General features: G+C 54.8%; 22 protein-coding genes. 6 read left to right on the plus strand and 16 right to left on the minus strand.

All coding sequences use genetic code 11. The features are described from left to right. Positions 1 to 3 precede the first annotated feature (3 nt). Entirely contained in the window at positions 4 to 192 is a 189-nt protein-coding gene (locus HA50_RS10345) for a YnbE family lipoprotein (protein WP_013509194.1), read from the minus strand. After that, a complete protein-coding gene (locus tag HA50_RS10350; protein WP_084874992.1) occupies positions 189 to 2,810 on the minus strand; it encodes a YdbH family protein in 2,622 nt (873 codons plus the stop codon). The genes HA50_RS10345 and HA50_RS10350 overlap by 4 nt, the downstream gene beginning before the upstream one ends. Positions 2,811 to 2,973: 163 nt before the next feature. On the opposite strand from HA50_RS10350, the gene HA50_RS10355 reads away from it, so the two are divergent. Next, a complete protein-coding gene (locus tag HA50_RS10355) occupies positions 2,974 to 3,966 on the plus strand; it encodes a 2-hydroxyacid dehydrogenase (RefSeq protein WP_084874994.1) in 993 nt (330 codons plus the stop codon). Between the two features lie 15 nt (positions 3,967 to 3,981). Here HA50_RS10355 and HA50_RS10360 read toward each other — a convergent pair whose 3' ends face one another. Further along, on the minus strand, positions 3,982 to 4,254 hold the full coding sequence (locus HA50_RS10360; RefSeq protein WP_084874997.1) for a putative hemolysin: 273 nt from the start codon (positions 4,252 to 4,254) through the stop codon (positions 3,982 to 3,984). A gap of 340 nt (positions 4,255 to 4,594) precedes the next feature. Here HA50_RS10360 and nifJ point away from each other — a divergent pair, with 340 nt between their 5' ends. After that, positions 4,595 to 8,125, plus strand: a complete 3,531-nt coding sequence (gene nifJ, locus HA50_RS10365; RefSeq protein ID WP_084874999.1) for a pyruvate:ferredoxin (flavodoxin) oxidoreductase — start codon at positions 4,595 to 4,597, stop codon at positions 8,123 to 8,125. A 36-nt stretch (positions 8,126 to 8,161) separates the two neighbouring features. On the opposite strand, the gene HA50_RS10370 is transcribed toward nifJ, so the two are convergent. Together HA50_RS10370 and HA50_RS10375 are read right to left on the minus strand one after the other, a co-directional pair. Continuing rightward, a complete protein-coding gene (locus HA50_RS10370) occupies positions 8,162 to 8,362 on the minus strand; it encodes a DUF2767 family protein (protein WP_084875001.1) in 201 nt (66 codons plus the stop codon). Between the two features lie 138 nt (positions 8,363 to 8,500). After that, positions 8,501 to 9,706: an FAD-dependent oxidoreductase gene (locus HA50_RS10375; protein WP_084875003.1), complete on the minus strand. Its 1,206-nt coding sequence runs from the start codon at positions 9,704 to 9,706 to the stop codon at positions 8,501 to 8,503. Between the two features lie 175 nt (positions 9,707 to 9,881). On the opposite strand from HA50_RS10375, the gene HA50_RS10380 reads away from it, so the two are divergent. Then, positions 9,882 to 11,111, plus strand: coding sequence for a DUF6056 family protein (locus HA50_RS10380; protein WP_084875005.1), 1,230 nt, complete (start codon positions 9,882 to 9,884; stop codon positions 11,109 to 11,111). Between the two features lie 190 nt (positions 11,112 to 11,301). After that, on the plus strand, positions 11,302 to 12,237 hold the full coding sequence (ttcA, locus tag HA50_RS10385) for a tRNA 2-thiocytidine(32) synthetase TtcA (protein ID WP_084875007.1): 936 nt from the start codon (positions 11,302 to 11,304) through the stop codon (positions 12,235 to 12,237). Between the two features lie 49 nt (positions 12,238 to 12,286). Here the strand turns inward: ttcA and HA50_RS31530 are convergent, their stop codons facing one another. From HA50_RS31530 to HA50_RS10395, 3 genes are all read right to left on the minus strand, one after another. Further along, positions 12,287 to 12,433: a hypothetical protein gene (locus HA50_RS31530; RefSeq protein ID WP_167379243.1), complete on the minus strand. Its 147-nt coding sequence runs from the start codon at positions 12,431 to 12,433 to the stop codon at positions 12,287 to 12,289. 319 nt (positions 12,434 to 12,752) lie between these two features. Continuing rightward, on the minus strand, positions 12,753 to 13,736 hold the full coding sequence (gene zntB, locus HA50_RS10390) for a zinc transporter ZntB (protein WP_084875009.1): 984 nt from the start codon (positions 13,734 to 13,736) through the stop codon (positions 12,753 to 12,755). Between the two features lie 113 nt (positions 13,737 to 13,849). Continuing rightward, the gene (locus HA50_RS10395) at positions 13,850 to 15,469 is read right to left on the minus strand and encodes a peptide ABC transporter substrate-binding protein (protein ID WP_084875011.1); all 1,620 of its coding nucleotides are present in this window, start codon (positions 15,467 to 15,469) and stop codon (positions 13,850 to 13,852) included. Positions 15,470 to 15,633: 164 nt separating this feature from the next. On the opposite strand from HA50_RS10395, the gene mpaA reads away from it, so the two are divergent. After that, positions 15,634 to 16,347, plus strand: a complete 714-nt coding sequence (gene mpaA / locus HA50_RS10400; RefSeq protein WP_084875015.1) for a murein tripeptide amidase MpaA — start codon at positions 15,634 to 15,636, stop codon at positions 16,345 to 16,347. On the opposite strand, the gene ycjG is transcribed toward mpaA, so the two are convergent. Further along, positions 16,316 to 17,302 carry an L-Ala-D/L-Glu epimerase gene (gene ycjG, locus HA50_RS10405; protein WP_084875018.1) on the minus strand — a complete coding sequence of 329 codons (987 nt, stop codon included), beginning with the start codon at positions 17,300 to 17,302 and terminating at the stop codon, positions 16,316 to 16,318. The two genes, mpaA and ycjG, sit on opposite strands and share 32 nt — an antisense overlap. 154 nt (positions 17,303 to 17,456) lie before the next feature. On the opposite strand from ycjG, the gene tpx reads away from it, so the two are divergent. Then, complete coding sequence (tpx, locus tag HA50_RS10410; protein ID WP_084875021.1) at positions 17,457 to 17,960, plus strand: thiol peroxidase; 504 nt, start codon at positions 17,457 to 17,459, stop codon at positions 17,958 to 17,960. 55 nt (positions 17,961 to 18,015) lie between these two features. Here tpx and tyrR read toward each other — a convergent pair whose 3' ends face one another. The 7 genes from tyrR to pspA all read right to left on the minus strand — a co-directional run bounded on the left by tyrR (position 18,016) and on the right by pspA (position 23,785). Further along, the gene (gene tyrR, locus HA50_RS10415; protein WP_084875024.1) at positions 18,016 to 19,581 is read right to left on the minus strand and encodes a transcriptional regulator TyrR; all 1,566 of its coding nucleotides are present in this window, start codon (positions 19,579 to 19,581) and stop codon (positions 18,016 to 18,018) included. A 212-nt stretch (positions 19,582 to 19,793) separates the two neighbouring features. Continuing rightward, a complete protein-coding gene (locus HA50_RS10420) occupies positions 19,794 to 20,867 on the minus strand; it encodes a YcjF family protein (protein ID WP_084875026.1) in 1,074 nt (357 codons plus the stop codon). Beyond that, the gene (locus HA50_RS10425) at positions 20,864 to 22,249 is read right to left on the minus strand and encodes a YcjX family GTP-binding protein (RefSeq protein WP_084875029.1); all 1,386 of its coding nucleotides are present in this window, start codon (positions 22,247 to 22,249) and stop codon (positions 20,864 to 20,866) included. The genes HA50_RS10420 and HA50_RS10425 overlap by 4 nt, the downstream gene beginning before the upstream one ends. Then, positions 22,230 to 22,478: a phage shock protein PspD gene (gene pspD, locus HA50_RS10430; protein WP_084875032.1), complete on the minus strand. Its 249-nt coding sequence runs from the start codon at positions 22,476 to 22,478 to the stop codon at positions 22,230 to 22,232. Before pspD ends, HA50_RS10425 begins: the two co-directional genes overlap by 20 nt. 15 nt (positions 22,479 to 22,493) lie before the next feature. Beyond that, positions 22,494 to 22,853 (minus strand): envelope stress response membrane protein PspC, encoded by a 360-nt coding sequence (pspC, locus tag HA50_RS10435; RefSeq protein ID WP_084875035.1) that lies wholly within the window; start codon positions 22,851 to 22,853, stop codon positions 22,494 to 22,496. Continuing rightward, positions 22,850 to 23,077 carry an envelope stress response membrane protein PspB gene (pspB, locus tag HA50_RS10440; RefSeq protein ID WP_084875037.1) on the minus strand — a complete coding sequence of 76 codons (228 nt, stop codon included), beginning with the start codon at positions 23,075 to 23,077 and terminating at the stop codon, positions 22,850 to 22,852. Before pspB ends, pspC begins: the two co-directional genes overlap by 4 nt. Before the next feature lie 42 nt (positions 23,078 to 23,119). Then, positions 23,120 to 23,785: a phage shock protein PspA gene (gene pspA, locus HA50_RS10445; RefSeq protein WP_084875040.1), complete on the minus strand. Its 666-nt coding sequence runs from the start codon at positions 23,783 to 23,785 to the stop codon at positions 23,120 to 23,122. Positions 23,786 to 23,896 lie beyond the last annotated feature (111 nt).

Consider the following 23,896-nt stretch of genomic DNA (forward strand, 5'->3'; position numbering starts at 1 on the left):
TCCTCAAAATAAACCGCTCTGATTCTTCAGCAGGGCTTCCACATCTTTATCCACCTTGATGTGAATTTCATGCTCGATTTTTACATTCATATTGATGGTGATCGGCTCTTTCGGTGCCGCGACTTCAATACGCGGCACGCAGCCAATCAGCGGCAGCCCGGCTGCCAGCACCAGTAATGCCCTCAGGCTCATGGTTGGGGGTCCTTTTTGGATGGCAGGGTGGCATTTTGCTCCACCCAGGATTGCAAATTATCGCCAAAGCGCAGGCTGCGCCACAGCTGGAACAGATTTTCCTGATGACGGTAGTTAAGGTTGACCGATTGTCGGCGATTGCTGAACTGGCTGGTGCCCTTCACCTCCGATTGCATGGTCAGATTGCCGAAGTTATCCAGGTCCAGCGTGGCCCATGAACGGGAGATCTCCATATAACGTAGCCAGTCCATCGCCGCACCGGCGGCAAAATTGTTGCTGGTGATGGCATCCGCCATGTCTTTATCCATGCGAAAGGTCAGCGGGCCGCTGTTGGCGATCCAGCCTTTCTCTACCAGCCAGCGTGGATTATTCACCCACAACGGCAATTCGCCATTAACCTTGCCGGACATGGCGAACTGTTTCGGTTTAATCGCGGTAATCAGGCGACTCAGGTCGATATCACGCAGTGAAATACGCGCGGGGTCATGCTGCGGCAGACGCAGCTCCGGCAGGCTGACGTGGCCACCTAACAGGTCGAGGTTAACATTGGAGAGCGTCAGCGGCTGCCGCTCCTGCCACGGATAATGGCCCTGCAAATCGGCGGTGATATTCTGCAAAGCAAACTGATTTTTCACTTCCGCGATGCGCAGGGATACCGGCCCGCGTCGGCCAAGCTGCCATTGATGATCTTTCAGGCGGAACGGCAACGAGAAATCGATACCATTAATTTCGCTATCTGGCATCCAGACGCTGCCGTTTTTCACCACCCAGTGCCCACCCGCCTCGAATCCCTGATCGCTGGCAGCTGAAAACGCCACCTGCGCCTGAAGATCGCCCGACTGAATGCGCATCTTCAGATCGCTGCTGAGTAAAGGCTGAAACACCGCCAGCGATTGTTTTGGCCACCAGGCTTCACCACGTAATCGTTCGCCATCCCAGCGCCCATGCACCCGCAACGGACCGATATCGCCTGCCTTGAGCTGACCACGCCAGATAAACTGGCTCGGGTCGCTGCCTTTCGCTTCAAAATCGAGTTCCGAAGGCGGCAACCAGCCACCGTAACTGAAGCTGGTCTGACCCGACTTCAGAGCAAAGCCGCCGTTAAAAGCGGGCTGCTGTGCATCGCGCTGCCAGCGTACCGGCGCGGTGAGGGTAAGACGTGGTTTGCTCACCTCAACCATGCCGTAAGCCAGCTGATCAAAACCGGTGTCCAGCGTATCGAGACTGATGAGTTGGTCCTGCCAGCTGCCGGTGCCTTTCACATCCCATTTGGCATTCAGCGGCTCCATCACCCCGTCGCCCCAGTAGCGCCAGTTCCAGCGTCCCCGATCGGGCCAGAATTGTGTGGCCCGACCATCAAGATGCAGTCTGAAGCGGCCAAAGCTGGGATCGTGTGCCTGCAGGATCGCCTGCAACCGTCCGTTTATCCCCGCCGTACTCAATGTCACCCCGGCCAACGGCCAGCGTGCCTCATCCACTTGCAGTGTCGAAAGCAGACGGCCACGCAGGCGCAGCAAGGCACCGGGCCTCAGCGCCAATTGCGGATCGGTCAGCATCCCCTGCAATACGCCCGGAATAGCACCGTATAATTGCAGCTCAGAAAATTTGCTTTCACCGGTTAACTGGAACGGTAAATGGCTGTTTTGCAGGCTGAGGGAGCCGGGTCCGACGCTCAGTACCAGGTTGCCCTTGCCGCCCTTGCCTTGCGTCAGCAAATTGAAGCGTCCCTCGATCTGCGTGTTTTCCAGCCCCTGCTGCCAGTCAGTCAGCGTCAGCGCCAGCCCCCCCGCCAGCGGTTGTCCCTGCTGCGGCCAGCGCCATTGTCCCTGGGTAATACGGATGTGTTGATCGTCGATCTGCCACGGCAGTTGCAGCAAGGGCTGTTCGTCATCCTGCTGACGCACCGTCAGCTTACCCTGCTGCTGTTGCCAGTTGAGCGCCAGGCTGAGCGGCTGTGGCCACTGCGTCAGGCTGATATCGCCACTGAGTTCACCGGCCACCGGCAGACCATCGGCAAAAGTGGGTAACGTCAGAGTGCCATGCACATCCAGCGGTTTGGGCAGTAACGGGTGGGTTAATTGCAGCTGCGCCAGTTGCAGTTGCTGACCTTGCAAACGTGCGTCAACCTGAAGATTGTCGCCCTGATAACGGAGGTGCTGCGCGTCTTTGTCGAGAGTCAGGTCAAACTGACCGGCGTATTGCTGCCACGGTAAAAGAACCAGTTGATCAAGATGGATATCCGCACCGGGCAGCATCGACTGCCATTGCGCCAGAGTACGCGGGGCGTCGCTGGGTACGCTGCTTTGCGGCAACGATTGCAGGCAGTCACTGTTGAGTTGTAGCTGGCGGGCGGCGAGTTGCCAGCGATGCTGATGCCAGCCGAGCCGGGCATCACTGACTTTAGCAAGCTCACAATCCCCGGCCAGGTAGCGGACTTCAGGAATAAACAGACCGCCCTGTTGCCAGCTGGGCGCAGCGTTCAGTTCCACGCGGGTATTGTCCGGCAGCCAGATACCGACCAGACGTGGCAACCATTGCGTCACCGTCAGTAACAATCCCAATAGCAACAATGTCAGCGCCAGCAGCGCAGCAAGTAATCGGCGTAGGCCCCGCGTCATGGCAGCTCACTTTCCTGTTCTTAACACAATCCTGACGAAGATGATGGCATGTTATGCCGGGTTATTGAAGGCTTAAACCCTGCTTCGGGTATTCACCAGCAAAGTTACGCAGAAACCGTTATCCTGTGAACATACCTGCATTCCATTTTTCAGGAGCGAAACAATGAAAGTTGCGGTTTACAGCACCAAACAGTATGACCAGAAATACCTCGAACACGTCAACGCCAGCTACGGTTTTGAACTGGAGTTCTTTGACTTTCTGCTGACAGAAACCACCGCCAAAAACGCCGTCGGCTGTGATGCCGTGTGTATTTTCGTGAATGATGATGGTGGCAAAGTGGTGCTGGAGGAACTGGCTGCGCTGGGGGTGAAATATATCGCGCTGCGCTGTGCCGGATTCAATAACGTCGATTTGACCGCCGCTGCGGCGCTTGGGTTACAGGTCGTGCGCGTACCCGCCTATTCGCCGGAAGCCGTAGCGGAACATGCGGTGGGCCTGATGATGACGCTGAACCGCCGCATCCATCGCGCTTATCAGCGTACCCGTGACGCTAACTTCTCGCTCGATGGCTTAACCGGTTTTAATATGCACAATAAAACCGCAGGCGTGGTCGGCACCGGTAAGATTGGCGTGGCTGCCATGCGTATCCTGAAGGGCTTCGGTATGCGCCTGCTGGCGTTTGATCCTTATCTCAGCCCGCAGGCGCTGGAGCTTGGCGCAGAATATGTGGATTTGAAAACCTTATTTGCCGAGTCCGATGTCATTACCCTGCACTGCCCGTTAACGCCAGAAAATCACCATTTGCTGAATGCCCATGCTTTCAGCCAGATGAAAGATGGGGTGATGATCATCAACACCAGTCGTGGTGGCTTAATTGATTCTCAGGCCGCGATTGACGCGCTGAAGCAGCAGAAAATTGGCGCGCTGGGGATGGATGTGTACGAAAACGAGCGGGATCTGTTCTTTGAAGATAAATCGAATGATGTGATTCAGGATGACGTGTTTCGTCGCCTCTCGGCATGCCACAACGTATTATTTACCGGCCATCAGGCATTCCTGACGGCGGAAGCCTTAACCGCCATCTCCGAAAGCACGCTGAGCAATCTCGGCCAGCTGGAACGGGGGGAAGAGTGTCCTAATCTGGTAAAAGCCTGACTGTGTGCGCCTGCGTTAGCGGGCGCATCTCCCACCCATCAGCGCCTGCTCATCACAACGACGACCATTTGCCAACTGGCACATCCCGATACGGGAACCATCGAGCTGACGTGAAAACGCCAGTGTACCCCCGGCATTCGAGCAATTCGATTCCGCCAGCGACGACATCACCACCTGCGGTTGTATATGTGCGGCAGTCGCCTGTTGCGGCGGTTCATTATCACTATTGCTGCTGCAGGCAGAAAGTAACAGTGCAGCACCGGCCAGCAGGAAGGAAGCGGCTTTCATCGTTCAGGCTCCGGGCGGATGGGGAAAAATTCGAACCAGCATATGTCAGGCGCCGCAAGGGGTCGAGAGGCGACACAGCTTTTTACAAAATTTTCTTTCCGGCTTTGCAACCAGAATTATCCTGATTGACGTTTTTTTACTACTTAACGGCGAAAAATGCCCGCCTTTCAGGCCCACAGCAATCTGGCGTAAGTGGTATAAAAAGCAGCAAAGTTAGATTTCGGTGCGCAGGATTCCGCACACCACACAGATAAGAAAGTGACGGCAGGACGCTTTGCTAGACTGAAATGATTAACCCCGGCAATTTTACGGGCATTCTCAGCTTAGCAAAGGACGATTTATGATTACCGTCGACGGCAACGGTGCTGTGGCTTCTGTCGCCTTCCGTACCAGCGAAGTTATCGCCATCTACCCCATCACGCCCAGCTCAACCATGGCAGAGCTGGCGGATAGCTGGGCGGGCGTTGGCCGCCGCAATATCTGGGGCGACGTCCCGCGTGTGGTGGAGATGCAATCCGAGGGCGGTGCGATTGCCACCGTACACGGTGCACTGCAAACCGGTGCACTTTCCACCTCGTTCACCTCATCGCAGGGCCTGCTGCTGATGATCCCGACGCTCTACAAACTGGCCGGGCAACTGATGCCGTTTGTCCTGCATGTGGCGGCACGTACCGTGGCTACCCATGCCTTATCGATTTTCGGCGATCATTCTGACGTGATGGCGGTACGCCAGACCGGTTGTGCGCAACTTTGTGCCTCCAGCGTACAGGAAGCGCAGGATTTCGCCCTGATTGCGCAAATGGCATCGCTCAATAGCCGCATCCCGTTTATCCATTTTTTTGACGGTTTTCGTACTTCGCACGAGATCAATAAAATCGTCCCGATCAGTGACGAGACGCTGCTGGCACTGATGCCACCGGAAGCGATTGCGCAGCATCGGGCCCGCGCGCTTACCCCGGACCACCCCACCGTGCGCGGCACCTCAGCCAATCCGGATACGTATTTCCAGTCACGCGAAGCCACTAACCTGTGGTACGACGCCTGCACCGGGCATGTGATTAATGCCATGGAAGCGTTTGCCGGGCAAACCGGCCGCCGTTATCAGCCGTTCGAGTTTTACGGCCATCCGCAGGCGGAGCGGGTGATTATTATGATGGGGTCCGGCTGTGGCACCACCGAAGAAGCCATTGATGAGTTATTGCAGCGTGGCGAAAAAGTCGGCCTGGTCAAAGTCCGCCTGTATCGTCCGTTCTCCGCCAGCCATCTATTGACCGTGCTGCCTGAATCTGTGCAGCGCGTGGCGGTGCTGGATCGGACTAAAGAACCCGGCGCGCTCGGCGAACCGCTGTTTCTGGATGTGATGACCGCACTGGCGGAAGCCTACAGTCGTGGCGAGCGCAGCACGTTGCCGCGCGTCTGCGGTGGACGCTACGGTTTATCATCGAAAGAATTCGCACCTGACGCGGTGCTGGCCGTGTTCCGCGCCCTGCAACGTCCCGAACCACCGGCCCGCTTTACCGTCGGCATTTATGACGATGTCACTCATCTGTCGCTGCCGCCGGAAACCAATATTGTCCCCAATCGCGCCCACCTCGAAGCCTTGTTCTACGGGCTGGGCAGCGATGGCAGCGTCAGTGCCACCAAAAATAATCTGAAGATTATCGGCAATGCCACGCCCTGGCAGGTGCAGGGTTATTTTGTCTATGACTCGAAAAAAGCCGGCGGGCTGACGGTTTCGCATTTGCGTGTCAGCCAGCAACCGATCCAGTCGGCCTATCTGATTCAGCAGGCCGATTTTATCGGTTGTCATCAGTTACAGTTCATCGACAAATATTCGATGCTGGATCAACTCAAACCCGGCGGCATTTTTCTGCTGAATACCCCTTACGCGGCCGATGAAGTGTGGTCGCGTCTGCCACAGGAAGTGCAGACGCAGCTGAACGACAAACAGGCACGTTTTTACGTGATCAACGCCGCCCGCATTGCGCGCGAATGCCAGTTAGGGGCACGCATCAATACCGTGATGCAAATGGCTTTCTTCCAGCTGACGCAAATTTTGCCGGGTGACAGCGCCCTGACCGAGCTGCAAAACGCCATCGCCCGCAGCTATCGCAGCAAAGGTGAGGAACTGGTGCAGCGCAACTGGCAGGCGCTGGCGATGGCACAACAGGCGCTGGAAGCCGTGCCGTTGCAAGCCGTCGATACTCGCAGCCCGCATCGCCCCCCGGTGGTCGCTGATAACGCACCTGATTTTGTCAAAACCGTGACAGCAGCGATGCTGGCCGGTCTGGGTGACAAATTGCCAGTATCCGCCTTACCCCCCGATGGCAGCTGGCCGACCGGCACCACCCAATGGGAAAAACGCAACATTGCCGAGGCTGTACCCATCTGGCAGCCCAATCTCTGCACCCAATGTAACCATTGCGTGGCGGCCTGCCCGCACTCCGCGATTCGCGCCAAAGTCGTGTCGCCGGAAGCGCTGGAGGGTGCGCCCGCGACCCTGGCCTCACTGGATGTTAAATCGCGCGATATGCGCGGACAAAAATACGTGTTACAGGTCGCCCCCGAAGATTGCACCGGCTGTAACCTGTGCGTTGAAGTGTGCCCGGCCAGCGATCGTGAACATCCGGAAATCAAAGCCATCAACATGAAATCGCGTCTGGAGCATGTTGAAACGGAAAAAATCAATTACGACGCCTTCCTTGCCCTGCCGGAGATCACCGCTGAGCAACTGGAGCGTATCGATATCCGTACCTCTCAGTTGATTACCCCGCTGTTTGAATATTCCGGTGCCTGTTCCGGCTGCGGCGAAACGCCTTATATTAAGTTGCTGACTCAGCTCTACGGCGACCGGCTGTTAATCGCCAATGCAACCGGCTGTTCCTCCATCTATGGCGGTAATCTGCCGTCTACGCCTTATACCACCAACGCTGACGGGCGCGGTCCGGCCTGGGCCAACTCCCTGTTTGAAGATAACGCCGAGTTTGGTCTGGGGTTCCGGCTGAGCGTTGATCAGCAACGTCAGCGCGCGTTGCGTCTGCTGGATCAGTGCGCCGCACATTTGCCAGAAGATCTGGTTGCCGCCCTTAAAGGTGACAATGTCACGCCATCATTGCGCCGTGAACAAATCGCGCAACTGCGTACCTTGTTACAAAGCGCGACGCAGCAGGAGGCCCAGGCGCTAATGACCGCAGCCGATGCGCTGGTGGATAAATCGGTGTGGCTGATTGGCGGCGATGGCTGGGCCTATGACATTGGTTATGGCGGGCTGGACCATGTGATGAGCCTGAGTGAAAACGTTAATGTGCTGGTGCTCGATACCCAATGCTATTCCAATACCGGCGGCCAGGCCTCGAAAGCCACCCCGCTGGGGGCCGTCACCAAGTTTGGCGAACAGGGCAAACGTAAGGCGCGTAAAGACCTTGGTATGGCAACCTTGCTGTACGGGCATGTTTATGTGGCGCAGATTTCACTCGGTGCCCAGCTCAACCAAACGGTGAAAGCGATTCAGGAAGCCGAAGCCTGGCCGGGGCCGTCATTGATCATCGCCTACAGCCCTTGCGAGGAGCATGGCTATGACCTGGCCTATAGTCATGAACAAATGCGCCTGCTGACCACCAGTGGATTCTGGCCGCTCTATCGCTTCGATCCACGTCGTGCGGAACAGGGCAAAGCCGCGTTGTCACTGGATTCACGCCCACCCAGCTCTGAGCTGGAGCAGGCATTGATGAATGAGCAGCGCTTCCGGCAGCTGCAAACCAGCGAGCCGGAAGCCGCTGCTCAGTTGTGGCGCGATGCCAGCGACGCTGCTACGCAACGTTATCAGCGGCTGGCAGAACTGGCAGGGAAAGCAGAGAAAAACGAGTCATAAACAAAGCCCGGCACACATGGCCGGGCTGATCGCACATCAACAGGGCTTGAGTTGGGTAATCGCCATCTCCACTGCCCGGTTCGGAGAGCCGGTTAATTCGCGATAACGGAGTTGCAGATTTTGTAGCTCCGTTGCCAGCACATCTTTTTCTGTCGCCGCGCCACGCTGCGCCAGTTCCAGGTAACATTGCCCCACCAGGCGGCACGCTTCTTCAAATACCATGTCGTACGTTTGCATCTGCCTCTCCTCACCTTTAGAAACTAAAGTAACTTATGCTTCCATCCTGTCAGTGCAGACAAAGCAAAATCTTCGCGCAGATCAATAAATGCACAAATAATTCAGGCAAAGAATGCTGATCCGGTTCCAGTGGCTGACTTAGCCAGAAAACCGTGGCTTCTCCATGCGGAATCCCAGCCCGATCAGGCGACCAAAGACAAAACGCAGAAAGGGAAAGCGGCGGATAAGACCCGGCATCGGGCTTTTACTGCCGGGCTTACGTTTATTGCTGCTCATTTTAATTTGCAGAAATTGTGTTGCCACCGTCGGAAACTGACGGCGTTTCTGTACCTTCGCCAAATCGCGCAGACTGACATCTCCCTGACGCAGCGGTTCCGTCAGATAATTGGCGGCTGCGACCGCATCCTGAATTGCCAGATTGACGCCAACCCCACCTATCGGCGACATCGCGTGCGCCGCATCGCCGATGCAAAGCACGCCGGGCTTCATCCAGCTATCGAGCCGGTCAATACGGATCGACAGTAGCTTAAATTGCTGCCACTCCTCCAGCATTGACATCCGTTCCACGCTAAAGGGTGCCACGGCAGCGATAGCCTGTTTAAACTGATCCAGGCCCGCCGCCTTTAATTCCTCAAACTGGCCTTTCGCAATGGTGTAGCCGCATTGCCAGTAGCTGCCGCGATCGATAACGATAAAGTTTTGCCGTGGCCCCTTATGCCCCATTCCCCAGGTCGGATCGCCCGGCTGTTTATCCAGCCGAAACCACACCACATCCTTTGATGCGCCAAACGCCCGACTGGTCAACCCGGCGGCGAGACGGACCGCTGAATTGCGGCCATCAGCCCCCACGACCAGCGGAGCCTGAATTTCCACCGGGCCGTTTTCAGTGTTCGCCCGAATGCCCCGCACGGTGTCATGCTGGTAGAGAAAGCGGTCGAAAGTGGTGGATTGCAGCAGGGTGAAACCGGCAAACTGCGCGCTTTTCTGCGCCAGAAAGTTGAGAAAGTCCCATTGCGGCATAAACGCGATAAAACGGCATTGCACGGGCAATCGGGTGAAATCGGCCATGGTAACTTCCTCACCGGCCAATTCAGCCTGCAACTTTTCAGCACGCTGATGTGGTAAGAGTAAAAGTTCGTCCAGTAAACCGAGCTGATGCATGATTTCAAGCGTAGATGGATGAATGGTGTCCCCGCGGAAATCACGCAGGAAGTCGGCGTGTTTCTCTATCACCACCACACGTAACCCAGCACGCACCAGCAGATACCCCAGCATCAACCCCGCCGGGCCTCCGCCAACAATGCAGCAATCGGTTTTCAGGATGTCATTCGCTTCGGGCTTCATAACCACTCCTTTATTAGCACTCGACCAGTTTATGATAATAATTATCATTTGTGTATAGATGATAATTCTGCGCTTATCATGATCATACCCATCTTTTTCCCGTGCCTCGTACCTGATAAAATATAACGTCAGCAGGGTTCTAATACTTATCAGGTACGCAAGGTAGAAAAAAACAATGACACGGAGTTTCACAGCTCTTTTTTTTATTATTTTCCTGTGCGCATTTTCTTATTTAAAGCTAAAAGGCATTTCCCACTATTCAGATGATGTCTGGTTTTCTAATCAGGCACACACGCCAGATATTTTCCAGTGGTTAGTCATACGCTATCAGACCTGGTCTTCCCGCACACCGATTGAATTTGCGTTATTAAAAATAATAAACCACAAACAAACCTGGGCTTTTTTAAATGCATTTTTTATCGCTATAACAGTGTGTTCATTTTCCGCGATCGTGGCGAAAAATAAAAAAGAGGTCATTTTATCAAGCCTGACTTTTTTACTGATCATACTTTTCACGATCAAGAAAGGATTTATCAATGAAGGCATCCTGTGGATGACGGGTTCGGTTAACTATTTGTGGCCGTTTGCCCTTGCCATATTGGGTTTTGCTCTGCTTAAACGATGCACGACAGAGCAGCATCTCTACAGAAATGCGTTGTTCACCGCGATAATCTTTTTCTTGTCGTCGTTCAGCGAACAGCTTGTGGTCATCAATCTCTTTCTGTTGCCGACAATCGCGTTACTCTACCGGGGGCCAGTGCAAAAAATGGCACTCCTCTCTCTGGCCACCACTTTGCTGGCCTTGACGTATATAATACTTAGCCCAGGAAATGCCAATAGATTACATCTTGAGATTGGGCGCTGGATGCCTGATTTTGTTAATCTCAACTTTGTTGATAAAGTCCTCATGGGATTAAACCTGGCCTTTGACCAGATGTTCACCGTTCAGCCAATCGCAGTCGGTATTATTTATTTATGTTTAGCCCTGATACTCCGTAACAATAAAAAGGCGCAAATATTTTCTCTGTTACTGCTTATTGCAACCATCATCTTGTCACTGATTGAACGCAGAGTTTTTGCTACATCAAATTTTGATGCCATCTATAAGTTCAGTTCAGAGAATATAACCAGCACTTTCGCCATTGCCAGAGCCGCGACGGTTATCATCTTTGCTCTCGCCACTACCCTGCTGGTGTTCCTGGCGCAACAGGAGAGGAAAGCGGCATGGCTCATTGCGATAGCCTATATCGTCTCGTATTCAGGAACGGTGATGCTCGGCCTGTCACCTACCATCTACGCTTCAGAGCAACGAGTGCTGATGGTGTCAGGAATGATGGTGTCTGCGCTGGCAGCGTATCTGGCTCTTCAGGCGTGTGCAATGCGTCGGAGCAAGCTGCTCCGGTGATTATCGCGGCAGAATGCAGGCACTTTATCTGAAGAATCTCAGTAGCCGTATCACCAGGATAACTGCAAAATGCGCTGGCGTTCAGCGCTGCAATCCGTACCATACGCACTCATGTCAGAGGGGTTTTCAGTCGTGGGATGCGTTCTGCGATGCTTCACACCTCAAGCCGTCATTGTAAAGCGTGAAAATAATGTCAGAAAATCAAGAAGTCACAAAAAAAGAGCAGTACAACCTGAACAAATTACAAAAGCGTCTGCGTCGCAACGTGGGCGAAGCGATTGCCGATTTCAATATGATCGAAGAAGGCGATCGCATCATGGTGTGTCTGTCGGGCGGCAAAGACAGCTATACCATGCTGGAAATCTTACGCAATCTGCAACAAAGCGCGCCGGTTAACTTTTCACTGGTGGCGGTGAATCTTGATCAGAAGCAACCAGGCTTCCCGGAACACATCCTGCCCGCGTATCTGGATAACCTCGGTGTTGAGTATAAGATTGTTAACGAAGATACCTACTCCATCGTTAAAGAGAAGATTCCGGAAGGCAAAACCACCTGTTCGCTGTGCTCGCGTCTGCGCCGCGGCATTCTCTATCGCACCGCGACTGAGCTGGGTTGTACCAAAATTGCCCTTGGCCACCATCGCGACGATATTCTGCAAACGCTGTTCCTCAATATGTTCTACGGCGGCAAGATGAAGGGTATGCCACCGAAGCTGATGAGCGATGATGGCAAGCATATCGTGATCCGCCCGCTGGCCTATTGCCGCGAAAAAGACATCATCCGTTTCTCTGAGGCCCGTCAGTTCCCGATTATCCCGTGTAATCTGTGTGGCTCCCAGCCTAACCTGCAACGTCAGGTGGTGGCCGATATGCTACGCGACTGGGATAAACGCTACCCAGGCCGTATCGAAACCATGTTCAGCGCGATGCAGAACATCGTGCCTTCCCATATGGCCGACATTAACCTGTTTGACTTCAAAGGCATTCAGCATGGTGATGCGGTGATTGATGGTGGCGATCTGGCATTCGATCGGGAAACGCTGCCCGTGCAACCTGCTGGCTGGCAGCCGGAAGAGGAAGACGCTGTCGATTTGAGCGTCCGTCTGGACGTTTTGCAGATAAAGTAATTCGCCCCGACAGAAAAAGGCGCGTCGCTTCGGCTACGCGCCTTTTTTATTAACGATGCGGGGGTGGATCGATAATCGGTGGAAACTCAGGATCGTACGGCGGATCGGGTTCAGGAATGGGTTGTGGATGCGGAATCGGTTCCGGAATCGGTGGTGGATCGGTTGGAATGGGATCGGTGGCGCGAATAACAGACATGCCCTTCTCCTTGTCGCTGAATGTCTTATAAGCATAGGTAAAGATAAGCGGCACTGGCAAACGGACAAAAAAAAGCCGGCGGATTAGCCGGCGTTGTACGAATCAAATGTGCTATGCAGTAATTCAAAAAAGGAAGTAAGACAATATGGAGCGCAACGCCCATCGCTTGACGTTGCATTCACCTGCGAGAGAGAGTTTGCTCCTGTTGCCTGATATGGATATTGACGTCGATCAGTTTTTTTACGCTTTTTTGCCCTCGCATCCTTAATTTACAGCGGGTTACCTTCTGCTAACCCGCTATTAACATCAGTAATGGCGCTTATAGCCATTTGCGTTGTCTTAGCCACCAGGCCAGTCCCAGCACCATTACCAGCAGCAACAGACAAAACACGCCAAAGCCCAGATGCCAGCTGCCGCCGGGGATACCGCCCAGGTTGACGCCGAACAGGCCGGTTAAAAACGTGGTCGGCAGGAAAATCATCGCCAGCAATGACATTGTGTAGGTACGCCGGTTCATCGCTTCCGCCAGCACCGCGGCGATTTCATCGGTCAGCACTGCCGTCCGGGCCACCCCCGCATCCAGATCGTCCAGCCCGCGGCCGAGGCGGTCGGCAATGTCCTGCATGCGACGACGGTTGTCATCATCCATCCACGCCAGTTTTTCACTGGCCAGCCGCGCATAAACATCCCGCTGCGGGGCCATATAACGACGCATCACAATCAGTTGCTTGCGCAGCAACGCCAGTTCACCCCGGGCCGGGACCTGTTGGTCCATCAGGGCATCTTCCAGCTCGATTATCTTGTCATGCATCTCTTCAATAAATTCGCTGGCATGGTCGGTCAGCGCGTCACACACATCCACCAGCCAGCTGCCGCCGTCTACCGGGCCATTACCGTTTTGTAGATCGGTCAGCACTTCATCGATGGCGTAAACTTTACGACGCCGCGTCGAAACAATCAGTTTGTCATTAATAAATACCCGCATCGCCACCAGCTGATCCGGTCGTGAATCACTGTTGTGGTTAACGCTGCGCAGCACAATCATAAAACCATCGCCGAGACGCGACACACGCGGTCGCATGCTATCGCCAGCCAGCGCATCACGCACGGCGTCGGGGATGAGTGGAGTCTTTTGCAGCCATTCAGCGCTCTGCTCCTGGGTGTAATTCAGGTGTAACCAGCAGGGACGTTCACAATTGATGACCTCAGAGTCATCAATGGCGATCACCCCACCTTTACCGTCGAGCTGACAAGCCACAATGGCATCTGAAACCTGCAATGCTTTACCTTCAATGACGTTCACGAACTCGCCTCTCCATCAAAATCAATACGATACAGTCTAGCGTGGCGACGACGAGTTGCAATCTTCAGGCTGTGAGCAAACATGACAGGCGGCCAGAGTGGCCGCCAGGGAGATTAGTGTTTTTCAATCCACATTTCGCGGCTGTAGGCCACGTCTTCCGGATTGGTGATCGGGTAGCCTTTCACCCAGGGTTTAATCAGACGTCCGTTGGTGTACTGATAAATCGGCGCAATCGGTGCCTGTTCAGCCAGAATTTGCTCGGCACGGTTGTAGTCCTGATTACGTGCCTGGGCGCTGGTTTCGTTACTGGCTTTTGCCAGCACGGCATCGTAATCGGCATTATGAAAACGCGCGATATTGCCGCTATGGCTGGAAGTCAGCAGGCTGAGGAAGGTAGAGGGTTCGTTATAATCTCCCACCCACGAGGCACGAATGACGTCAAAATTGCCGCTGTTGCGGCTATCGATATAAGTCTTCCATTCCTGATTTTGCAGCGTGACATCGACACCCAGATTCTTTTTCCACATCGATGCCACCGCAATGGCGATTTTCTGATGGCTTTCTGAGGTGTTGTACAGCAACGTCAGATGCAGCGGTTTCGCCGGTCCGTAGCCCGCTGCCGTCAGCAGCGATTTAGCCTGTGCATTAAGCTCCTGCTGACTATGCTGCTGCATGTAACTTTTCTGCGGCGTAAACCCTGCGGTCACATCCGGGGTAAAACGCCAGGCGGGCTTCTCACCGGTGCCCAGCACTTTCTCGGCAATGATGCGGCGATCGATGGTCCATGTCAGCGCTTTACGCACGCGGATATCGGCTGTGGGGCCTTTTTCGGTGTTAAAGGCGTAGTAATAGGTGCCAAGCTGGTCCGGGGTATAGACCTGGCCCGGCAGCTCTTTTTTCAGCAGCGCGGACATGTTTTTCGGGAAGGATTCGGTGATATCGATGTCGCCAGCACGATAACGTTTGGTGGCGCTGGATTCCTCATTAATTGGAATGAAGGTGACTTTAGTCAGTACCGAGTGCGCATCATCCCAATAATGGCTGTTACGGATCAGCACAATTTTTTCATTCACGACACGATCCTGGAGCTGATAAGCCCCGTTACCGACCAGCTTACCGGGGGCCGTCCAGCCATCACCCTGTTGTGCAATGACTTTTTCCGGCACCGGAAACAATGCTGCATTGGCTACCATGCTGGGAAACCACGGCACCGGACGTGACAATGTCACCTTAAGGCGATTACCATCCAGCACGCTGACACCCAGCTTGTCGGGGCTCATCTGCCCTTTGGTGATGGCTTCAGCGTTCTCGATGCCGCTCAGCGTCGCAAACCAGGCTGAAGGCGAGCTGTTTTTCGGATCAACCAGCCGTTGCCAGCTGTAAACAAAATCCTGGGCGCTGACCGGATCGCCATTGGACCAGCGGGCATCTTTGCGCAGGTTAAAAATCCAGGTCTTGTTATCGTTACTGCTCCAGCTTTGCGCCACACCCGGCACAATATGACCCTGCGCATCCTGATTGGTCAGCCCTTCGAATAAATCACGCATGACCTGAATTTCCGGCAGGCCGACGGCTTTCATCGGATCAAGCGATGCGGGTTCATCTTTAATATGGCGCACGATTTCCTGTACCGGTGCCAGTTGTGCGCCCGGCGGCACATTGGCGGCGAATACCGGCGCAGTTGCACCGATAACCATTAAGGCAGCAAGCGTCTTGCGAAAAGTTATTTTCATCACCACTCCTTTACCCAAAAAAAGGCGGCCGCCAAAAAAAATGCGCCACCAGCGACTTTCGGCACTTTATCGCAAATTGCTGATTGATAAATAGCTATTTTCCCGCGCGCTGTTTACCGTTATGTTGAGGCTGGATCCCCGGTCACAATTTGAGGAAGTTTGTTATGTCGTCACTACACCCGCGCCCACTGCGCGGCAAGCTGGATGCTGTCTGGCAACAATATGGGCAATCGGTGCTGGGTGCGCCGCTGCTGTGGTTTCCTGCTCCGGCTGCCGATGCCGAGAGCGGTCTGATTATCGCGGGCACCCACGGTGACGAAAATGCCGCAGTGGCAACGCTATCAGGTGCCATGCGCACTCTGCCGGAGTCTCTGCGCCGTCATCACGTCATTCTGGCGGTCAATCCTGATGGCTGTCAGCTGGGCCTGCGCGCCAATGCCAATGGTGTCGATCTCAACCGAAATTTTCCGGCGGCGAACTGGCAAAGTGGTGACACCGTATACCGCTGGAACAGCGTGGCTGACCAGCGGGACGTGGTGTTGTCTACCGGGGAACGTCCCTCATCAGAACCAGAAACCAGCGCGCTGTGTCAGCTGATTCATCAGATCAAGCCGCGTTGGGTGGTGACCTGGCATGAGCCACTGGCCTGCATTGACGATCCGCACAACAGTGAACTGGCGCAGTGGTTGTCGCAGCAGACGCAACTGCCGGTGGTCAGCAGTGTCGGGTATGCCACCCCCGGCTCATTTGGTAGCTGGTGCAGTGATCTTGACCTGCTGTGCATCACCGCCGAGATGCCACCGATTTCGGTGGACGAAGCCACCGAGGTGTATCTGGAAGCCATGATTAATCTGCTGCGCTGGCAGCCGCAGGGATAAGCACCCCGTTAGCAAAATGCAGCGACGGTTCCACATCCGCAGCCAGCCAGGTGGGACCGTCGAGATCGGCAAACTGCGCCAGCGGCGTCAGTGGAAGCGCCGCACGGATGGCACGCGAAGTGCACAACATGCAGCCCAGCATAATGCCGAATCCCTGCTGTCGCGCACTGACGGCCAGCGCCAGTGCCTCCGTCAACCCACCGGTTTTATCCAGTTTGATATTGACCATCTCATAGCGCCCTTGCAGAGCGGCGAGGCTTTCGCGGGTATGGCAGCTTTCATCGGCGCAGATCGGCAGCGGGTGAATAAAATTTGCCAGCGCCGCATCCTGGGCAGCAGGGAGTGGCTGTTCTAGCATCGCCACCTGAAGATCGGCCAGCAGCTGACAGCGTGCCGCCAGTCCCTCCGCCTGCCAGGCCTCGTTGGCATCGACAATCAGCGTGGCTTCCGGTACGGCGCTACGAATCGCCACCAAACGTTCGCTGATAAAGTTATTGTCCAGCTTGATTTTTAATAGCTGTGCACCGTGCTGCCACAGCGCCAGCGCGCTGCTGGCCATGGCATCAGGCGTGTCGATGCTGACGGTATGCGCGGTGACGATGCGGCTGGCGAGACTGACGCCACATAACTCCGCCAGGCTTTGCTGTTGCTGCTGGCGCTCCAGATCCCACAATGCACAATCAACGGCATTACGCGCTGCCCCCGGCGGCAGTGCCTGTTGCAAGGCTGCCCGTGTCATACCCGCCTGCAACTGCGGCAGCACGCTGGCAATTTGTGCCAGCACTGAGGCTTCGCTTTCACCATAGCGCGCATAAGGTGTTGCCTCGCCCACGCCACGAATCCCCTCATCTTCAATTTCCACCACCACCACTTGCGCTTCAGTGCGGCTGCCTCGGGAAATAACAAACGGTGAATGCAACGGCCAGGCTTCCGGATAACTCTTTACTGTTCTCATTATTTCTCCTTTAATCCGTCACTTAAATGCGAGGCGGCTCAGTAATCGCTACGATTTGCTCTCGTAAACCCTTAAAAAATATGTCATAAACAACGGCTATACCTGTACTGACGTGTTAAAAAGTCAGCTATTTTCATCGTTAAAAGGAAATCGTATGTCTCAGAATGTTCACTTCCAGGGCAACCCGGTGCCAGTTGCAGGCCAGTTCCCGCAGGCAGGCACCCAGGCTAAACCGTTTTCTCTGGTAGCTAAAGATCTCGCTGATGTGACTCTTTCTCAGTATGCAGGCAAACGCAAAGTCCTGAACATTTTCCCGAGCATTGATACCGGCGTCTGTGCCGCTTCTGTGCGCAAGTTCAACGAACTGGCGGGTAAAGCCAACAATACCGTGGTGCTGTGCATCTCCGCTGACCTGCCGTTTGCCCAGTCACGTTTCTGCGGTGCAGAGAGCCTGAACAACGTGGTTACGCTGTCTACCCTGCGTGGTGCTGAGTTCAAAGAAGAATACGGTGTGGCGATTGCCGAAGGCGCGCTGAAAGGTCTGACCGCACGTGCGGTGGTGGTGATCGACGAGAACGACAAAGTGATTTATAGCGAACTGGTGAACGAAATCACCAGCGAGCCAAACTACGATGCGGCGCTGGCTGCGCTCAACTAAGTCGTAAGATAAAAAAAACCGTCTTCAGCAATGAAGACGGTTTTTTTATGCCGGATTATTCGCTTTCGTTGCGTTTCTGGCTTAACCCATATTCGCGCAACTTATTGGCAATGGCGGTATGCGACACGCCCAATCGCTTCGCCAGCTTACGCGTGCTGGGATAAGAGAGATACAGGCGCGTCAGAATCGAACGCTCGAAACGACTGGTGATCTCATCCAGCGTCCCTTCCATCGCCTCTTCTCCCATCGACACATCCAGCGCCTGCTCCGGCAACACGATATCCTGCGGACGTAATTCGTAACCTTCCAGCTGCGTCAGCGCACGGTACAGCGCATTTTTTAGCTGTCGCACATTGCCCGGCCAACTGTAACGCGTGAGGAAGGCTGTCAGCTGCGGAGAAAGACGCGGACGTGGCAACCCCTGCTCATCAGCAAAACGGGCGACAAACATTTCGGTGAGCGGCAGGATATCCTGTGGGCGTTCACGCAGCGGTGGCAGATTCAGCGTCAGTACATTCAGGCGATAGAACAGGTCTTCACGGAATTCGCCACGTTGTACCAGCTCAATCAGGTTCTTTTGCGTGGCACAAATCACGCGCACATCAACATGCACCTCATGCTCTTCACCGACACGACGGAAAGTGCCATCGTTCAGGAAGCGCAACAGCTTGGTCTGCATCCGCGGTGACATCTCACCAATTTCGTCCAGCAGCACCGAACCGCCATTAGCCTGCTCGAAGAACCCTTTTTTCCCTTCCAGCGCATTAGGATAGGCACCCGCCGCGTGACCAAATAATTCACTTTCCGCCACATCATCGGGCAACGAGGCGCAGTTCAGTGCCAGGAAAGGTTTCTTGCCGCGTGCGCTGCGCAAATGACAGGCGCGCGCCAGCATATCTTTACCGGTGCCGGTATCACCGACAATCAGCAGCGGTGCATCGTGCATCGCCAGCTTACGCGCCTGATCCAGCACCTGACGCATTTTTGGCGTGACCGCTACGATATGGTCGAATTCCGACTCATCGGTTACCGTCAGGTTCTGTAGCTGACGGCCCATACGCGCGGTGGATTTCAGGGTGATCATCGCCCCCACCGGCTGATCGCTCTGGCCTTCTTCTTCAGCGAGGTAAATCGGGCGTGCTTCCAGCAGGAAATCACGTCCCTGAATCACCACGTGCTGCACCTCAGCATCAACCCGATCATTCTCAATCCAGCGCTGGAAGTTAAAGCCGCTGATCAGCGTCCCTGCGTTCTGGTTGCGGATTTTTTGTTCGTCGAGATTAAACAGATTTTGTGCCGCCGGATTCGCCAGTTCCACTTTGCATTTAAGGTCGATGGATAATACCGGTTCCGGCATCGCCACCAGTAACGCGCTCAGCGCCCGGTGTTCACGTTCTGATGGCATGTAAGCCACGGTGCGTACATCTGTCACGCCAGGTGTACGGCGAATTTCCGCCATCAGTGAGCTGAATGGTTCGAATTCCAGTGCGGAAAAGTTGAGGTAGATGCGCCCGAGTGGCGCAATTTCAATGCCGCGCAGGTCGATATTGCGGGCAACCAGCAGGTCGAGCAGCTCGCGCGCCAGCCCGATACGGTCCTGGCAGAAAACTTCCAAACGCATTGCGATGGCCTTATTCAGGTTTTGATTTTAGTGATAATACGCTAACTTGCGACGCCTCAGAAGGGGCCTGTCAGGAAAAGTTGACAGTATGAAGCCGACGATTGACAAAAGTGTAACGGAACAACCAATAATAATCCCGTCAAAAATCACAATTAACAAAGAAAATCTCACCTTTCACACCTTTTTCAGTGTGAAAGGTGAACATGGGTTGATTATTTAGCACTCTGCCCTGCTTTGCCCTCGCTTTTGCTGAGGGTTTCTTTCAACTGGCCAATCAGTTCCCGGCGGAAATCACCCAGCCGTGGTTTGTCATCTTCCAGCCATGGCAGCGGTCGACACAGCTCCATCGCCTTAATACCCAGGCGCGCCGTGAGCAGACCGGCACCAATCCCCTGAGCAGCACGGGCAGAAAGGCGCGCGGCAATATCCTGCGATACCCAATCCATGCCCACTTCACGTACCAGCTCGGAAGCGCCGGCAAAGGCCATATTCAGCAGCACCAGACGAAACAGGCGCAGACGGCTGAAGTAACCCAGTTCGATGCCGTAAAGGGTGGCGATACGGTTCACCAGGCGTAAGTTACGCCAGGCGATAAACGCCATATCCACCAGGGCCAGCGGGCTGACGGCAATCATCAGGGTCGCTTCCGCCGCATGACGGCTGATTTCACGCCGGGCCTGACGATCCAGCACCGGCTGCACCAGTTGCGCATACAGCGTCACTATCTCACGATCGTTATGCGTTTCATGCAACGCGGCATGCCAGCGCTGCAATGCCGGATGCGCCTGATCCAGCTGCGCCTGCTGTGCCAGTTTTTCACAGAAGGCACGTCCTTTACCGATACCGTGGCTATGCAGTAACTCACGCCCTACATCACGCTCCTCAGCGCGCTGCCGCAATCGATATAACCGACGCCACTCGCTAATCAGCGCACCCGCCCCGGCGGCGATGATCAAGCCACCGGCAACGCCGCTGCCGAGTGCAAACCAGTCACGTGTCAGCCAGGCATCGTGCATCCACTGCACTCCCTGAGCCACCACGCTGACGCCAAAAATGCCCAGGCCCGCACCCACCATTTTGCGCCACAGGCTGCGTTTCGGACGCAGCGCCGCTTCAACCACTTTTTCACCCGCCCCCTCTTCCAGCGGCTCCTCTTCACGGGTGGCGAGAAACGCCACGTCAGTGTCGGCGCTGAAGGTTTGCGCCGCACGCAGCGGTTTATCTGCTTCGCGATCCAGAGGCCGGGCAAAGTCGATACGCGGTTTTAACGGGGTTTCATCGTTCATCGCAACTTATCTCCCAACAAAAATTCCAGCGCCGAATCCATACGAATGTGTGGCAACGGACGGTCAACGTCGAGTTGCTGCGGGCGGAATTGTTCAAACTGAAATCCCTGCTGTTGCCAGAAGGTGTGACCAGGCAGGCGTGGCGGCACTTCGCCGGGATAGAAAGTCAGCGCTTCACCATCGTCGAGACGGTTACCACGCAGCGCGGGGAGCTTCTCGCCACGATGATCAACCAACCCGCTTTCGGTCGCCTGCACCGAGGCCAGACCAAGACAATCCATGGTGATGCCTTCGAATGCGGCGTTCTGCCACGCATCCTGCACCAGCTGCTGCAATAACGACACCATATTGGCGTGCTGATCGGCGGTGATGTGATCCGCTTTGGTGGCAGCGAACAGCAACTTGTCGATAACCGGCGAAAACAATCGGCGAAATAAGGTGCGCTGGCCGTAATGAAAGCTCTGCATCAGTTGTGTCAACGCCAGACGCATATCGTTAAACGCCTGCGGTCCGCTGTTCAGCGGTTGCAGGCAGTCGACCAATACAATCTGCCGGTCAAAGCGCAGGAAATAATTTTTATAGAAGCCTTTCACCACATGCTGGCAGTAATAATTAAACCGCTGTTGCAGCATGGCGAAATTACTGCCCGCCGGTGCCTGTCGCTGGATATCCTCCACCTGCGGCCACGGAAAAAACTGTAATGCGGGCGCGCCAGCCATATCACCCGGCAACACAAAACGCCCCGGCTGAATAAAATGCAGACCCTCAGCTTTGCATTGATGCAGATATTCGGTCCAGGCGGCGGCGATGGCGGCCAGACGGTTTTCATCGGCCTGGGCATAAGGATCGAGATCGGCACACAGGCTGCGCCAGCGCTGTGCCCATTCGGCGCGATCGCCCTGCAACAATCCGAGCATCTGCCGCGACCAGCCAGCATAATCCTGCGCCAGCATCGGTAAATCGAGCAGCCATTCGCCGGGATAATCGACAATTTCCAGATACAACGTGGCGGTGTCTTTGAAGTGACGCAGCAGCGATTCATCCGGGCGATAGCGTAACGCCAACCGCATTTCACTGACGCCGCGCGTCGGTGTGGGCCAGCTGGGCGGCACACCATAAAGTTGGGCCAGACCTTCGTCATAGGTAAAACGTGGCGTACCCAGTTCGCGTTGTGGCACACGTTTGACGCCGAGCAGACGCTCCTCACGCACCACAGAAAACAGCGGCAAACGAGAGCCGCTGTGGACATTCAGGAGCTGATTAACCAGTGAGGTGATAAAGGCCGTTTTGCCACTGCGGCTCAGGCCCGTCACGGCAAGGCGCAGGTGACGGTCAACTCCCCGATTCACCAGCGCCATCAATTCATTTTGCAGTCTTTTCATCGTTCTCCCTGATGAAACGCGCCGACAGGCGACTAAACACCTTCGTCAGCAACGGTTCCAGCGCAAACGCCAGTAACAACTTTAACGGACGCCGCGCCACCGATTTCACTGCCCAGCCAGCAAGGCCGCCAGGGGCGTAAGTGACTGCACTGATGATGATAAATTTTCCCGCCGACTTCAACGCAGGTGCTGCGCGGCGACGCAGAGTTGTAAAACGTTGGGCGGACAAGGCAACCTCCGGCGATTAAATTTGACGAAAACGGCTACGCACACTGAACGTTTCCGAGGTGACGTAGCGCTCAATATCACGCACATGACGTTCATCGACCTGTAGCGCTGCATCCAGTTGATCCAGCAACTCGCTGGCGCTGGGTTTATGTACGTCCGGCGCATCATCCGGTTTCACATCCAGCACGAAGCCGAGGATAAAATAGATGATCACCGTAAAGGCGAACAGACCAAAAAACAGCGACAGCACCACAATCACCCGTAACAGCGTGACCGGAATATCCAGATATTCCGCCAGGCCAGCACAGACGCCGCGCACCTTACCTTGCTGCGGGATGCGCCATAGCTTCCGCCCTTTCAGGCTTCCTCCGCTCATGGTTGCCTCCAGTTCGGGTGTTCGGCATCAAGAATCGCTTCCAGCGCTTCGACACGCTCGCGCATCCGGCGAGCATCCTGAGTCATCTGTTGCAGACGTTGCATATCGTTCGATGAAAGCTCTGCACCGCCGTTGCGTTTGTTGCTGTAGTGGAGCCATAACCAAATCGGTGCAACAAATAGCACGAAGATGGTCAGCGGTATGGCCAGAAAAAGTGCGCTCATTGACTCTCCTTAATCATTTAACCCGTAACTGGTTCAGCACCATTATTCGCTGCGATTCATTTTGGCTTTCAGGGCCGCCAACTGCTGGCTGATTTCATCATCGGCTTTCAGCTCGGTGAACTCCTGATCGAGGCTTTTCGGTTTGCCAAAACGCTGGCTTTCCGCTTCTGCTTCCATGTGATCGATACGGCGTTCAAACGATTCGAAGCGTGCCATCGCATCATTCAGTTTATTGCTGTCGAGTTGACGACGAACATCGCGTGATGAAGAGGCTGCCTGGTGACGCAGCGTCAACGCCTGCTGACGGGCACGGGTTTCGCTGAGTTTTTTCTCCAGCTCACCAATTTCCCCTTTCATACGTTCCAGCGTCTCTTCCACCTGTGACACTTCCTGTTGCAGCGCAGCGATCAAATCGGTCAGTTTCTGTTTTTCAATCAGTGCCGCGCGCGCCAGGTCATCTTTATCTTTGCGCAAAGCCAGTTCGGCTTTTTCCTGCCATTCAGCCTGCTGAATATCGGCCTGCTCAATACGGCGCAGCAATTGTTTCTTTTCGGCCAGAGCACGGGCCGAGGTGGAGCGCACTTCCACCAGCGTGTCTTCCATTTCCTGAATCATCAGGCGTACCAGTTTCTGCGGATCTTCGGCGCGCTCCAGCAGAGAGTTGATATTAGCGTTCACGATGTCGGCGAAACGAGAAAAAATACCCATAATGATGTTCCTCAGAGTGTAATGTGGTTGCGTAAGACGCTCATCACTAATACAAAAGGCGTGCCAGTTTTTAACTGTATGAATTTATTGACCTTGATTGTTTTACATCCT

Origin of the sequence: Pantoea cypripedii, assembly GCF_002095535.1 — a bacterium.
GTDB lineage: Bacteria > Pseudomonadota > Gammaproteobacteria > Enterobacterales > Enterobacteriaceae > Pantoea > Pantoea cypripedii.

Coding starts and splice junctions, on each gene's coding strand:
- HA50_RS10360 (WP_084874997.1), bottom strand. CDS start 4,254: ATGAAAGCCGCTTCCTTCCTGCTGGCCGGTGCTGCACTGTTACTTTCT.
- tyrR (WP_084875024.1), bottom strand. CDS start 19,581: ATGCGTTTGGAAGTTTTCTGCCAGGACCGTATCGGGCTGGCGCGCGAG.
- tpx (WP_084875021.1), top strand. CDS start 17,457: ATGTCTCAGAATGTTCACTTCCAGGGCAACCCGGTGCCAGTTGCAGGC.
- nifJ (WP_084874999.1), top strand. CDS start 4,595: ATGATTACCGTCGACGGCAACGGTGCTGTGGCTTCTGTCGCCTTCCGT.
- pspC (WP_084875035.1), bottom strand. CDS start 22,853: ATGAGCGGAGGAAGCCTGAAAGGGCGGAAGCTATGGCGCATCCCGCAG.
- HA50_RS10370 (WP_084875001.1), bottom strand. CDS start 8,362: ATGCAAACGTACGACATGGTATTTGAAGAAGCGTGCCGCCTGGTGGGG.
- pspB (WP_084875037.1), bottom strand. CDS start 23,077: ATGAGCGCACTTTTTCTGGCCATACCGCTGACCATCTTCGTGCTATTT.
- pspA (WP_084875040.1), bottom strand. CDS start 23,785: ATGGGTATTTTTTCTCGTTTCGCCGACATCGTGAACGCTAATATCAAC.
- HA50_RS10425 (WP_084875029.1), bottom strand. CDS start 22,249: ATGAAAAGACTGCAAAATGAATTGATGGCGCTGGTGAATCGGGGAGTT.
- mpaA (WP_084875015.1), top strand. CDS start 15,634: ATGTCGTCACTACACCCGCGCCCACTGCGCGGCAAGCTGGATGCTGTC.
- HA50_RS10345 (WP_013509194.1), bottom strand. CDS start 192: ATGAGCCTGAGGGCATTACTGGTGCTGGCAGCCGGGCTGCCGCTGATT.
- HA50_RS10380 (WP_084875005.1), top strand. CDS start 9,882: ATGACACGGAGTTTCACAGCTCTTTTTTTTATTATTTTCCTGTGCGCA.
- HA50_RS10420 (WP_084875026.1), bottom strand. CDS start 20,867: ATGAACGATGAAACCCCGTTAAAACCGCGTATCGACTTTGCCCGGCCT.
- ycjG (WP_084875018.1), bottom strand. CDS start 17,302: ATGAGAACAGTAAAGAGTTATCCGGAAGCCTGGCCGTTGCATTCACCG.
- HA50_RS10355 (WP_084874994.1), top strand. CDS start 2,974: ATGAAAGTTGCGGTTTACAGCACCAAACAGTATGACCAGAAATACCTC.
- HA50_RS10375 (WP_084875003.1), bottom strand. CDS start 9,706: ATGAAGCCCGAAGCGAATGACATCCTGAAAACCGATTGCTGCATTGTT.
- HA50_RS10395 (WP_084875011.1), bottom strand. CDS start 15,469: ATGAAAATAACTTTTCGCAAGACGCTTGCTGCCTTAATGGTTATCGGT.
- HA50_RS31530 (WP_167379243.1), bottom strand. CDS start 12,433: ATGTCTGTTATTCGCGCCACCGATCCCATTCCAACCGATCCACCACCG.
- ttcA (WP_084875007.1), top strand. CDS start 11,302: ATGTCAGAAAATCAAGAAGTCACAAAAAAAGAGCAGTACAACCTGAAC.
- HA50_RS10350 (WP_084874992.1), bottom strand. CDS start 2,810: ATGACGCGGGGCCTACGCCGATTACTTGCTGCGCTGCTGGCGCTGACA.